Raw genomic sequence first — 12,409 nt, forward strand, 5'->3', positions numbered from 1 at the left:
GGAGACGACACCACATGGCTGAGACCGACGCGAAGATCGTCGCTGCAGGTGCGGCGATCATCCTGCAGACCCAGAAGCGCGACGGCAGCTGGGTGGCCACACCGGTCACCCCGACGCTCACCGGCGAACGAATCCTGCTGCTGACGGCTGCAAACTCCGGAAAGGCGAAGCGCATCCGTAACTTTCCGGGTGTGAAGGTTGCTGCGGGAACGAACTCGGGCAAGACCACCGGGCCTGAACGTCTGGCGACCGCCAGACGACTCGAAGGCCCCGATGCCGAGGCCGGGCTGTCGCTCATCCGCAAGAAGCACCCGGTCGTCTTCGGTGTGATCATCAGGATGCGCTACAAGATCACGAAGCTCGAACCCGCCGTGTTCGAATTGTCAGACATCCGGGCGGCAGCCTGACGGTGCCAGTCTCGCGACTGGATGCCGTTCAGGCCTCGTAGATCTCGAGCGGCAGGTCATCCGGGTCGCGAAAGAAGAACATCTTCTTCAGGGTGTTCGGGTCGGTACGCAGCTCTTCGCAGTCGACGCCTCGTGCGCGCAGTTCTGCGTGAGCCGCATCGACGTCGCTGACGGCAAAGGCGAGGTGGCGTAGGCCGAGGGCTTCGGGGTTGCTGGGTCGCGCAGGTGGCCCTGGCTTCGCGCCGAAGCTGAAAAGCTCGAGTATGTAAGTGCCGTTCAGAGCGAGTTTGCCCATCCAGGAGTCACGCTCTGCCCGAAAGTACTCCGCTTCGAGCGTGAAGCCCACGACATCGGTGTAGAACGCCTTCGAGGCTTCGTAGTCGCTGGCGATGACGGCAACGTGGTGAACCCCGAGTATCTGCATGCACCAACGGTACCGGGTGGCGCGCGTGCGCCTCAGGCTGAGGCGTCTCAGGCCACGTCGGCTGCGTCCATCATCGCGAGTTCGGCGTCTGCCTTGTGACGGCGGACCGCTGCGACGCTGGGCAGGAAGATGGCGGCTATCGCCGAGAGCGCGAGCGCGATCATCGGCACCCAGATGCCTCCGAGGAACGCGTCGCGTATCACTGCAGAGGTGAACGTGGTGCCGATCAGCCCGAAGAAGACGACGCCGACGATGGCGACGCCGAGGGCTCCGGCGACCTGCTGCACCATTCCGAAGACACCGGATGCCGCGCCGGCATTGGTGATCGTGGTGTTGGCCAGCGCAACGTCGGTGAGGGGAACGATCTCCAGCGTCAGTCCGATTCCGGCCAGGGCCATCGGAATGATGAGGTCGGGGCCGACCAGCGCGTCACCGGTATCTCTGACAATGGCCGAGATCCACATGAGTCCGATGATCTGCGCCACCCCGCCCATGGCGATGAGTCCTTTGCCGAGCCGCGGCCCGAGGGGCACCGAGATGAAGCTGCCCACGAGTGCACCGATGCTGAATGGCAGTGCCGCGAGGGCGGCATCGATGGCCGAGAAGTGCAGGCCGACCTGCAGGTACAGAACGAGAATCAGGAAGAAGGCACCGATCGACGACGAGAGGGCGAACTGGGTGATGACTCCGGCGCTGTAGCCCCGGTTGTTGAACAGACTCGGGGGCACGAGGGCAGAGCCGTCGCGTTTGTCCCGCCACGACTGGTAGACCACGAAGATGGCCAGGATGACGGGGCTGGCTCCGAGCATCATCCAGATCCACAGGGCCCAGTCCTGCTCACGCCCCTCGATGAGAGCGAAGACCGCCAGGAACAACCCGAGTGACACCAGGAACACCCCGGGCAGATCCAGCCGTGGAGAGTCGGCCGACCGGGATTCGGGTACCACGATGAGAGCCGCAATGAAGAGCACGATCCCGACGGGAACATTGATCAGGAAGACCGTGCGCCAGCCCAGACCGAACACGTCGCCGGAGACCAGCACCCCGCCGACGAGCGGGCCCGCAACGGCCGCGAGGCCCGAGATGGCCCCGAGTGCTCCGAAGACAGGTGCCCGCTCCTTCGGTGAGAAGAGCACCTGGATGACCGACAGTACCTGCGGCGTCATCAGGGCCGCGAACAGCCCCTGCACGATCCGGAAGGTGACGAGTGCGTCGCCCGTGCCCGCGGCAGCGCTCGCGGCCGACGCCAGCGTGAAGCCCGCCACACCGAGGAGGAAGAGCCGTTTGCGCCCGAAGATGTCACCGAGCCGGCCGCCGGTGATGAGCAGCACCGCGTAGGCGAGCACGTACCCGCTGACGATCCATTCGAGCTGGGCGGCCGAGGCCGAGAGGTCTTCCTGGATCGACGGCAGCGCGACGTTCACGATCGTCGTGTCGAGAAGATCCATGAACGAAGCGACGATCAGGATGACGACGACTACGAGCCGATGTGGCACGAATACTTCTCTCTGTTGAGACGACTGCCGCGCTCGAACGGGGGGTGTCTCGCGTCCTCGGCGTGACGAGCCTACCCGTCTTGAAACGGCAGATGAAAAGCCAGGTTCGGCGGAGTGTCGCACTGCGTGTCGTATCGCGCTGCCGCTGGTACAGAATGTGTGCATGGTGAGCAGAGTCGACAGTGTCGGGTTGTGGGCAATACGGGTGGTTTCGACGCTGGGCGTGATCGTGTCGCTGTGGGCCGCGGTGGCGACCGGGGCAATGCTCATCCACGGTCATCCGGCGTACACGATCCTCCTGGTCGTGGTCTTCGTCGTGTCGTTCCTCGTCGCGTTCCGGTCCTGGCGGAGAAAGGCGCGGCCGCAGCGACGCAGGGCCGTTGTTCTGCGCGGCATCGGAATCGTCGCGGGGGCGGCGGTGATCGCGGTCGCAGCATGGCTGGTGCCGTCGTCTGCTGTCGAGCCCGCGCTCACGGCGATGAATTCCGATAGCGCTGTGTCTGGTACAGGCGTCAGCGTGTCGGAGAACGCCCTGCAGATCGTGTTGACGCCAACTGGCGCGGTGAGCCCGACGGGAGTGTTCTTCCAGCCGGGTGCGCGGGTGGATGCCCGGGCCTACGCCGCGGTGCTCCGGCCGCTGGCCGAAGCCGGTCACATCGTGGTGATCCCGAAGCAGCCCCTCGGCATCGCGTTCCTGGCGATCACGGCCTTCGGATCGGCCCGCACCTCCTATCCGGCCGTCACGCGCTGGGTGGTCGGCGGGCACTCCCTCGGCGGCACGGTTGCGGCGATCGATGCGCAATCGTTCAGTGTCTCAGCCTCAGCCCCGCCTCCAGCAACGGCAGGCGCAGCATCCACCAGCTCGGCTCCCACGTCACCTCCCGTCGTCGGCCTGCTGCTCTTCGCCTCCTACCCCGCGACCGACATGAGCACGTCGCTCAACGCGAAGGTGCTGTCCATCTCCGGTTCGAACGACGGCCTCGCAACACCGGCGAAGATCGCCGAATCGAAGAAGCTGCTGCCGGCCGATACGACGTTCGTCGTGGTCGAAGGGGGGGTGCACGCCTTCTTCGGCGACTACGGGCCACAGTCCGGAGACGGCCAGCCCACGACGACGCACGACGACGCCAGAACGACCATCTCAGAGGCGAGTGTGGCGTTCGTCGACGGCTTCGACAAATAGGGCGTGAACGCGCTTGCAGTTTGACACTATTCTGTCAATCAGTGGGCTGTGCCCGTCGATGGGTGAAGGCCCAGCCGGCGGGTGACGTCAGCCTGTTCATTTGACCCGAGGGAGTTGCATGACGGCCGAGGTTGGGCAACATTCGCGGTTCGGCGAGATCCGGGCCGTTCTGTTCGACCTCGACGGTGTGCTGACCCCCACCGTCGACATCCACGTCGTTGCCTGGTCGAAGCTCTTCGAGCCGTTTCTGGCCGCCCGCGGAGTCGTGCCTTCGTACAGTGACGACGACTACTACCGGTACATCGACGGGCGACCGCGAATTGACGGTGTGCGCGCACTTCTCGCCTCGCGCGGCATCGTGTTGCCGGAGGGAACCCCCGACGATTCACCGCTCGACGAGACCGTCTGGGGACTGGGGCTCCGCAAGAACGACGAGTTCTTCCGGATTCTCGACACCGTCGGCGTGGTTCCCTACCCGGGCTCCGTCGCTTTCCTCGATGCCACCATCGCCTCCGGTCGTGCAGTTGCTGTCGTTTCCAGCTCACGCAACGCGGTGAGCGTGCTGATCGCGGCGCAGCTCAGCGAGCACTTCGCCATAGTCGTCGACGGAATGGTCGCCGACGCGACCGGCCTGCCCGGCAAGCCCGCACCCGACACCTTCGTCTACGCCGCGGAACTTCTGGGGTTCACTGTCGCGGAATGCGCCGTCATCGAAGACGCCCATTCCGGAGTGCAGGCCGCACGAGCAGGCGATTTCGGTCTCGTGGTCGGTGTCGACCGTGGTGTCGGTGCGCAGGGCCTCTATGACTCCGGCGCAGACATCGTCGTGAGCGATCTGGCGGAATTGGTCACTGCACTCTCAGAACCTGAAATCTCAGAACCCGCACTCTCAGAACCCGCACGCTCAGAACCCGCACTCACTCAACCCGCCCACAGCACCCCGACGTACCCGGAAGGTCCCAGACAGTGAACACCGTGACCTCCGATCCACTCGACCGCTATCGATTCCCGATCGATGAATGGGCGCTGACCGAGTCGAGCTTTGAGTCCGCCAGCCAGGGGCACACCGAGACGCTCTTCGCTGTCGGCAATGGCTACCTGGGCATGCGCGGCAATGCAGAGGGCGGCTACGGCGGCCACTCCAACGGCACTTTCATCAACGGTTTTCATGACACCTGGGCCATCAAGCACGCCGAAGAGGCCTTCGGCTTCGCGCGGGTCGGCCAGACGATCGTCAACGTGCCCGATGCCAAGCTGATCCGGCTCTATGTGGATGATGAACCCTTCATCATCGGCGAGGCGGACTGCATCTCGTACGAGCGTCGCCTCGACTTCCGTACCGGGGTGCTCCACCGTGAGATCGAGTGGCGCACGCCGTCAGGCAAGCGGGTGCTCGTGCACTCGAAGCGACTGACCTCGTTCACCGACCGCCACCTGGCCGTCGTCGACTATGAGGTCACCCTCCTCGACAGCGACGCGTCCGTCGTCTTGTCGAGCCAGACCCTGAACAGGCAGGATTGGGTCGACGAGTACGCGGCGACAGCGAACTCCGAGCATCCGATCGACGACCCGCGGCGCGCGGCTGCGTTCGCCGACCGGGTGCTGCTGCCACGGTTCAAGAAGGCAGAGGGTGGCCGGTACATTCTGGGCTACCGTGCCGCGAATTCAGGCATGACCATCGCCTGTGGCACCGACCATCGTCTCGAAACCGGGAACGAGTATATTGAAAGCTCGCAGATCGACGACGATCTGGCCAAACACGTGTACAGCATCCGGGCCAAGAAGGGCCAGCCGATCAGGCTGGTGAAGACGATCACGTACTACACGACCCAGGCCGTGCCTACGCGTGAGCTGGCCGATCGCTGCGACCGCACCCTCGACCGCATCGCTGAAGCGCCGATCGAGGAGGTCTTCGACCGCCAGCGCGAGTGGCTCGATGCGTTCTGGCAGCGCTCCGATGTCGAGGTGAAGGGCCAGCCCGCGATCCAGCAGGCGGTGCGCTGGAACATCTTCCAGCTGGCCCAGGCGACCGCGCGAACCGACGGCGGCGGAATCGCGGCCAAGGGTGTCTCGGGTTCGGGGTACGGCGGCCACTACTTCTGGGACACCGAGATCTACGTGCTGCCCTTTCTGACCTACACCTCGCCGACTGTCGCCCGGAACGCCCTCCGGTTCAGGCACGGCATGCTCGACGCGGCGAGAGACCGCGCGAGAGAGCTCAACCAGCTGGGCGCCCTGTTCCCGTGGCGCACCATCAACGGGCTCGAGTCCTCGGCGTACTACGCGGCCGGTACCGCCCAGTACCACATCGACGCCGACATCTCCCATGCGCTCTCGCAGTACGTCTCTGCCACCGGTGACGAGGACTTCCTCATCGCCGGGGGCGCCATCGACATTCTGATCGAGACGGCTCGCATGTGGGCCGACCTCGGGTTCTGGCGCAGCAACGGCAAGCAGTCGTTCCATATCCACGGGGTGACCGGGCCCGACGAGTACACCACGGTCGTGAACGACAATCTCTTCACCAACGTCATGGCCCGGGCGAACCTGCGGGCTGCTGTGCGCCGGTGCACCGGCATCCGCGAGACGTCGCCCGACGAGTACGCTCGCATCGCCTTCCGGCTCGAGCTTCGCGACGAGGAGGTCGTCGAGTGGGCGGCCGCTGCCGAGGCCATGCATATCCTGTACGACGAAGAACTGGGCATCCACCCGCAGGATTCGCAGTTCCTCGAGAAGGAGCTGTGGGATCTGGAGAACACTCCGGCGTCGAAACACCCGCTTCTGCTGCACTATCACCCGCTCGTGATCTACCGTTTCCAGGTCATCAAGCAGGCTGACGTCGTGCTTGCCCTGCTGCTTCAGGGCGACGAGTTCAGCCAGGAGGAGAAGCGCCGCAACTTCGAGTACTACGACGCATTGACCACCGGGGATTCGACCCTCTCGGCCTCGACCCAGTCGATCGTCGCGGCGGAGGTCGGCTACCGCGACCTGGCGCTGGAGTACTTTCAGGCAGCCCTCTTTGTCGACCTCGGCGACCTGCACCACAACTCCTCAGACGGCGTGCACGTCGCGTCGACGGGTGGCGTGTGGAGTGCGCTGGCCTTCGGGTTCGGTGGAATGCGGGACTACCTCGGGACCTTCACCTTCGATCCCCGCTTGCCGGAGGAATGGGAGTCGCTCGTCTTCCGGGTGACGATCCGCGGTTCGAGGCTGCTGGTGGCCCTGACGCCCGAGGACATGACCTTCACCGTGCAATCGGGCGACGGCGTCGAAGTCTACGTGCGTGGCCGACGAGTGGTCGTGACCGCCGAGAAGGCAGTGACAGTCACCCTCACCAACGAGCCTCCTGCGCTCGAAGGCGCACCGAGCACGAGCGACATCGAGGGCAGCCTCCGCGCAGACGGGTCAGTCATCGTGGCCACCATGCCGACCGACGTCATCGACCTGCCGGGGGAGTACATCCAGACGGAGTGAGCGCGCGCGGGTGGCCGCGAGGCCTCACACGGGCGCGAGCCATTCGAGCGCCGCGACGGTCAGGTACTGCACTCCGGCGTCGATGGTCGGCCGGATGACCGGGGCGAAGTACGGCGAGTGATTGCTGGGAACATCGGCGTCGACCCGGCCCGCCGCCACTGCCGCGGCGAACGCTTGGGGGTCGCTGCCGCCGAAGAACCAGAACACCAGCGGCACTCCGAAAGCGTTGGCCAGTTCTCCGACGTCTTCGCTGCCCGACGCCGCGCCGATGTCGAGTACGGTGCGCGCTCCTGATTCACCGTCAGGCTCGAATTCACGCGCGAACCGTGCGCGGAGCCGCTCTGTCGAGACCGCGTCATTCACCGTGGCATCGCCGCTCTCCCCGATGGTGAAGATCGGCTCGACCACCATTCCGGAGGCCAGCGCCTCGGCCGAGGCGATGCGGCGGATCGCCCCGACCACCTTCGCCCGCGTGTCGGCGTCGAGTGCGCGCACGTTCACACCGATCTTCGCGGTAGCAGGAATCACGTTGTTCTTCGTTCCGGCGTGGAACGTGCCGACGGTGACCACGGCGAGGGTGCCGGGCTCCACTTCGCGCGCCACCACGGTCTGCAACCGCATCACCGTGGCCGACGCTGCGACGATCGGGTCGATCGTGGTCTGCGGCCTCGAACCGTGCCCTCCCCGGCCGGTGAAGGTGATGTCGAAACTGTCGACGCTGGCCAGGGTGGTACCCGAGTGCAGCGACACTACGCCGGCCGGCAGGGGAGCAACATGCTGCCCCAGCAGGATCTCCGGTCGCGGGAAGCGGTCTGCAATGCCGTCGACGACCATGGCCTGGGCACCTGCGAGAGTCTCTTCGGCGGGCTGGAAGATCGCGACGACTGTTCCTCGCCATTCGTGCCGGCAGGCGACCAGGTGTTGCACGGCACCGACCAGACAGGTGACGTGCATGTCGTGGCCGCACGCGTGCATGACAGGGATTTCGACGCCATCGTCGCCGCGTACGGTCGCCCTGCTGGCGTAGTCGAGCCCGGTCTGCTCCAGGATCGGGAGGGCATCCATGTCAGCGCGGAGGCCCACGACGGGGCCGTCATCACCGTCGACGTTGTTTCGAAGTACAGCAACGACCCCTGTGCCGCCGACGCCGGTCGTCACTTCGAGGCCGGCCTCTGTCATCAGCTGCGCAATGATTGCCGCTGTGCGGTGTTCGGCCATGCCGAGCTCGGGGTGTGCGTGCAGATCGCGGTAGACCGCTTCGAGCGACTCGTTCATGCTGCTGAGCATAGGGTCTGAGCCCAGCGTGCGCATCGGTGCCGTGAAGATCGGATCGGCACGTGATCTTCGAAAAAATCCCCCGCTCGGGGGTGGTTTGCTGCTAAGAATGGGCGACCGATTCGTCAAAGGAGCCCGATGTCAGCTGCAGACCCCCCTGAATCCGCTCCGTCTGCGTCTCCGGCTCCTTATGACTCAGCACCGGCAACCGGGTTCAAGCGCGGCCCGGTCATCCTGCTCGGCCTGCTGGGCGCGATCCAGGTTGCCGACCCGTTGATTTCGTCGCTCGCCCTGGTGAAGGCCTCTGACGAACTGCACTTCTCCGCCTCGGTACAGTCGCTCGCCGCGGGCATCTCCACGCTCGCGCTCGCAGCGACGGTCATCCCCGGCGGCCTTCTCGCCGACCGCCTCGGCCGTCGCAACGTGCTCCTGGTGTCGATTCTGGTGGCCTCGGTGGGCCAGCTGCTCACCGCAGTCAGCCCCGATGCCGCAACCTATCTGCTCGGCAGGGTCATCGCCGGCGTTGCGCTGGGAGTCACCTTCGGTGCGGCATACGGAATGCTGCGCGAAGTGTCGAGCCCCACCGCGATGGGCCCGGCGATGGCCCTGTTCAACGTCGTGAACGGCATCCTGCCGATTGTCGCAATGGTTCTCACCGGAGTGCTTGTCGCGGTCAATTGGCGGCTGGCCTATCTCATCCTTCCGGTCGTCTCGGTGATCTGCTTTCCGTTCATCCCTGCGATCCTGCCGAAAGTCAGGCGCCTGGCCGGAGGTTCGGTCGATATCGCGGGTCTCACTCTCCTGGCAGCCGGCGTCGCTGGAGTGCTCTTCGGCCTGAGCAACGCAAATGCGGGCGTTGGCCACCCGACCTTCTGGCTGCCGATCCTGATCGGAATCATCGGTTTCGCTGGGTTCGCCATCGTCGAGAACAGGGTCGCAGCGCCGGTCTTTCCCGTGCGTCTGCTCGCACACCCTGCATTTCTCGGCGCCGTCATCATGGGCGTCTTCTGGAACTTCGCTGCAGCGGGCATGAGCCAGATGCTGCCGAACCTCTTCCAGTACGTCACGCATCTGCCGACCGGTGTGCTGGGCCTAGCCAGCCTGCCGATGTCGCTGGCGGGTATCGCCGGGTCGATCGCCGCCGGCGCAGCCTTTGGCAAGGGTGTTCTGCCGCGCACCATGGCGCTCGTGGGGTACGGCCTCATGGTCGTCGGCTTTCTCTCCTTTCTGCTTGTCACACCCACCGCCGGGTACATCATCTTCGTGCCGGGCATGCTCCTCGCCGGTGCGGGGTGGATGATGAACGCAACCAGCCAGGGAAACCTGTTCATCTCCCTCGCCCCCGCGAAGTTCTACGGGCCGGTCACCTCTAGCAAGGTCACCGTCGGCCAGTTCGGCTACGCGCTCGGGCTCACCGGGACCACGGTTCTCGTGTCGATGTTCACCCTCCGCGGCGTGGATTCAGCCACCAACGGGGCCGTGACCGGTGAGGGCAACTGGAACGACATCACTGCCTACCTCGAATCGGGCACCACGACGAACACCGCGCTGCAGTCAGTGAGCCCGGCAGACATGGCGGCCATCTACACGCACGCCTTCCAGTCGACCTCTGTGATCGTCGCTGTCGTCGTCGCCATTGCGGGGGTTCTCATGTTCCTCTCGCTCCGCTCGAAGAAGGCCGGCATTCCCGTCGACGATTTTCTTGCACAGCCCGTCCAGACATCTCCCCCTCAGAAAGGCCAGTCATGACTGATTCGATCCTCACCGCCGGCACCATCATCACGATGGATGAGTCTCTGCCGCGCGCCGAAGCCGTCGCCGTCTCGGGCGGAGTCATCGTCGCCGTCGGATCGCTCGCCGAGGCGCAGGAAGCGTTGCCCGGTGCGCAGGTCATCGACACGGGGGCCGCCGTACTCATGCCCGGCTTCATCGAGTCCCACGGGCATCCGATCGTCTCTGGTCAGGCCACGCAGGCGCCGGCCAGGTCGATCTCCCCGTGGGATGCGCCGACGTGGAATGACGTGCTCGCGATCTTCGCCGAAGCGATCACTGCAACCCCGGCCGATGTGCCCCTGCTGTTCAACGGCTTCGATGCGCTTTTGCATGGCATCGAGCATCCGACCGCGCTGTCGCTCGACGCCATCTTCGGCGAACGGCTGGTTGCTGTCGCCGACAACTCGGGCCACGGTGTCTACTTCACCACCGCGCTGATCGCCAGCCAGGGGTGGGATGCCCAGCCACCCGCAGACCCGGTGGGCGGCTCGTTCGGCCGCAACACCGACGGCTCACTCGACGGCACCGCGTATGAACTGCCGGCCGTACTCGCCGTGGTCATGCCGGTGATGGCGAAGCTCGGCGGCAACCCGCTGCACCCGGCGATGGCGTTCTACCGGCTCATGGCCGAGGCGGGCATCACCTCGGCGAGCGAGATGACGTACAACGACCAGCTCAAGGGCGCATACGAGGCGCTCGCCGTCATGTCGAACGTGCCGCTGCGCCTCTCGGCCTACCACGTCTCGGTCGAGGCGAGCTGCGCCGAGCCGCTGGTCTCTGACGTCTCGACAGAACTCTTGGTGAAACAGGGCATCAAACTGTGGGCCGATGGCTCGCCGTGGATCGGCAACGTGGCCACATCGTTCGGGTACCTGGACACCGAGACGACACGCCGCGCGAAGATCGACCGCTCGGTGGCCGGCGAGCACGCCATGAACTACTCACGTGCAGACCTCGACGCCATTCTCGACAAACACGCGCTGTCTGGCTGGCAGATCTCCGTACACGTGAACGGCGACCTCGGGCTCGACATCGTGCTCGACGCGATCGAACGGGCGCTGGTGAAGTACCGGCTTCTCGGCACCGATCACCGCTGGCGGGTGGAGCATGTGGGAGCCGGGCGCAAAGACCAGTTCGAGCGCGCCGCGAGACTGGGCGTGGCCATTTCGATGGGGCCGTTCCAGTTCTACTACTGGGGCGACATGCTCGACGGCGAGATGTTCGAATCGGAGTACGGCTCGCAGTGGCAGGCGTTCAGGGACGCGTTCAGCTCGGGTGCCACGGTGTCGTTTCACAATGATGGCGCGGTGACGCCGCCTACCCCCCTGCTCAACGTCCAGACAGCGGTGACGCGCCGCACACGCAGCGGCGCACTTCGAGGGGCGAACCAGGCCATCTCAGTACACGAAGGACTGGCGGCCGAGACCATCAACGCTGCGTTCCTTTTGAAGCGGGACCACCTCGTGGGTTCGATTGCCGTGGGAAAGCTGGCCGACTTCGTGGAGCTCTCGGCAGATCCGTACGACGTCGACCCGCGAACGCTCGCGACAGACGTGATGGTGCTCGGCACCTGGCTCGGGGGCGGCCGCATCGATCTGGATGTGTTCATGGGTGAATCGCACGGGGTCGACCAGGCGCAACACGCCGATCTGTCGGCGCACGTCGCTTCTGGCCACCGCTGCTGAAGGTTCCGCGTACAAGCACGAAAGGCGCACAACCAAGCCAGGCGCGAGAAAGAGACGTGCAAGGTCAAGAGAATGCCCCCTGACAAGCGCCAACAGAAAAGGGTGGCGTCCCGAAGAACGGCACCCTCTTCTGCGTGGAGCTGGTGTTACGGGCAGGTGACCGTGACACCGTTCGACAGTGTGCTCGTGCCTGAGGGCAGGCCCTGGCACAGGCTGTTGATCGCTGCGGCACCGGCAGTGACCGCGATGATGACGATGACGATGCCGAGGATGAACAGCACGGCGCCGACGATGATCGCAGCAACAGCAGGGCCGTTCTTGGCACCGACGCGACGCGACTGCACCAGGGCGACGATACCGAGGATGAGGCCGATGATGTTGAAGAAGATCGCCACGATCAGAGCGACGATACCGAGTGTCTTGCCGGGTACCGACGCCGGTGTGGCGGGCTGGGCGTAGACAGGCGCGGCGGGCTGCGCAGGAGCAGAGTACGCCGGTGCGGCAGGCGGTGTTGGGGGTGTGGGCGGCAGCTGGTTGCCATTCAAGTCGGTCATCAGCATCTCCTTCGACGGGTTGCGAGTCTTGTTGCGAATTCTGGGCAAATGCTCAGGCGATGTAAAGCTATCGGAAATTTTGTCACTTGCGATAGGTGTCGGCTGAGCCTCAGCGCTCATAAGTGCGAGCACAAACGC

Annotated in this window: 10 protein-coding genes; 6 read left to right on the forward strand and 4 right to left on the reverse strand. The window is 65.2% G+C overall.

What is annotated here, in order from left to right:
* The first annotated feature begins 14 nt into the window (after positions 1–14).
* Positions 15–407: a hypothetical protein gene (locus tag KPL76_RS07655; protein ID WP_216331891.1), complete on the forward strand. Its 393-nt coding sequence runs from the start codon at positions 15–17 to the stop codon at positions 405–407.
* 28 nt (positions 408–435) lie between these two features.
* Here the strand turns inward: KPL76_RS07655 and KPL76_RS07660 are convergent, their stop codons facing one another.
* On the reverse strand, positions 436–831 hold the full coding sequence (locus KPL76_RS07660; RefSeq protein WP_216331900.1) for a VOC family protein: 396 nt from the start codon (positions 829–831) through the stop codon (positions 436–438).
* 47 nt (positions 832–878) lie between these two features.
* The gene (locus KPL76_RS07665) at positions 879–2,327 is read right to left on the reverse strand and encodes an MFS transporter (protein ID WP_216331902.1); all 1,449 of its coding nucleotides are present in this window, start codon (positions 2,325–2,327) and stop codon (positions 879–881) included.
* Positions 2,328–2,490: 163 nt separating this feature from the next.
* Between KPL76_RS07665 and KPL76_RS07670 the strand changes: the two genes are divergently transcribed.
* The 3 genes from KPL76_RS07670 to KPL76_RS07680 all read left to right on the forward strand — a co-directional run bounded on the left by KPL76_RS07670 (position 2,491) and on the right by KPL76_RS07680 (position 6,984).
* Positions 2,491–3,510: an alpha/beta hydrolase gene (locus KPL76_RS07670; RefSeq protein ID WP_216331904.1), complete on the forward strand. Its 1,020-nt coding sequence runs from the start codon at positions 2,491–2,493 to the stop codon at positions 3,508–3,510.
* A 118-nt stretch (positions 3,511–3,628) separates the two neighbouring features.
* Positions 3,629–4,480, forward strand: coding sequence for an HAD family phosphatase (locus KPL76_RS07675; RefSeq protein WP_216331906.1), 852 nt, complete (start codon positions 3,629–3,631; stop codon positions 4,478–4,480).
* Positions 4,481–4,485: 5 nt separating this feature from the next.
* Positions 4,486–6,984, forward strand: a complete 2,499-nt coding sequence (locus KPL76_RS07680; RefSeq protein ID WP_371733879.1) for a glycoside hydrolase family 65 protein — start codon at positions 4,486–4,488, stop codon at positions 6,982–6,984.
* A 24-nt stretch (positions 6,985–7,008) separates the two neighbouring features.
* Here the strand turns inward: KPL76_RS07680 and KPL76_RS07685 are convergent, their stop codons facing one another.
* Entirely contained in the window at positions 7,009–8,259 is a 1,251-nt protein-coding gene (locus KPL76_RS07685) for an amidohydrolase (RefSeq protein ID WP_216331909.1), read from the reverse strand.
* A gap of 138 nt (positions 8,260–8,397) precedes the next feature.
* Here KPL76_RS07685 and KPL76_RS07690 point away from each other — a divergent pair, with 138 nt between their 5' ends.
* Positions 8,398–10,008, forward strand: a complete 1,611-nt coding sequence (locus KPL76_RS07690) for an MFS transporter (RefSeq protein ID WP_216331911.1) — start codon at positions 8,398–8,400, stop codon at positions 10,006–10,008.
* Positions 10,005–11,717, forward strand: coding sequence for an amidohydrolase (locus KPL76_RS07695; RefSeq protein WP_216331920.1), 1,713 nt, complete (start codon positions 10,005–10,007; stop codon positions 11,715–11,717). Before KPL76_RS07690 ends, KPL76_RS07695 begins: the two co-directional genes overlap by 4 nt.
* 146 nt (positions 11,718–11,863) lie before the next feature.
* On the opposite strand, the gene KPL76_RS07700 is transcribed toward KPL76_RS07695, so the two are convergent.
* Positions 11,864–12,271, reverse strand: coding sequence for a DUF4190 domain-containing protein (locus tag KPL76_RS07700; protein WP_216331921.1), 408 nt, complete (start codon positions 12,269–12,271; stop codon positions 11,864–11,866).
* Positions 12,272–12,409 lie beyond the last annotated feature (138 nt).

It is taken from the genome of Subtercola sp. PAMC28395, from assembly GCF_018889995.1.
Lineage (GTDB): Bacteria > Actinomycetota > Actinomycetes > Actinomycetales > Microbacteriaceae > Subtercola.

Excerpts from the sequence above, each read along its gene's own strand:
- KPL76_RS07655 (WP_216331891.1), top strand. The coding sequence starts at position 15 with ATGGCTGAGACCGACGCGAAGATCGTCGCTGCAGGTGCGGCGATCATC.
- KPL76_RS07660 (WP_216331900.1), bottom strand. The coding sequence starts at position 831 with ATGCAGATACTCGGGGTTCACCACGTTGCCGTCATCGCCAGCGACTAC.
- KPL76_RS07675 (WP_216331906.1), top strand. The coding sequence starts at position 3,629 with ATGACGGCCGAGGTTGGGCAACATTCGCGGTTCGGCGAGATCCGGGCC.
- KPL76_RS07695 (WP_216331920.1), top strand. The coding sequence starts at position 10,005 with ATGACTGATTCGATCCTCACCGCCGGCACCATCATCACGATGGATGAG.
- KPL76_RS07690 (WP_216331911.1), top strand. The coding sequence starts at position 8,398 with ATGTCAGCTGCAGACCCCCCTGAATCCGCTCCGTCTGCGTCTCCGGCT.
- KPL76_RS07670 (WP_216331904.1), top strand. The coding sequence starts at position 2,491 with ATGGTGAGCAGAGTCGACAGTGTCGGGTTGTGGGCAATACGGGTGGTT.
- KPL76_RS07685 (WP_216331909.1), bottom strand. The coding sequence starts at position 8,259 with ATGAACGAGTCGCTCGAAGCGGTCTACCGCGATCTGCACGCACACCCC.
- KPL76_RS07700 (WP_216331921.1), bottom strand. The coding sequence starts at position 12,271 with ATGACCGACTTGAATGGCAACCAGCTGCCGCCCACACCCCCAACACCG.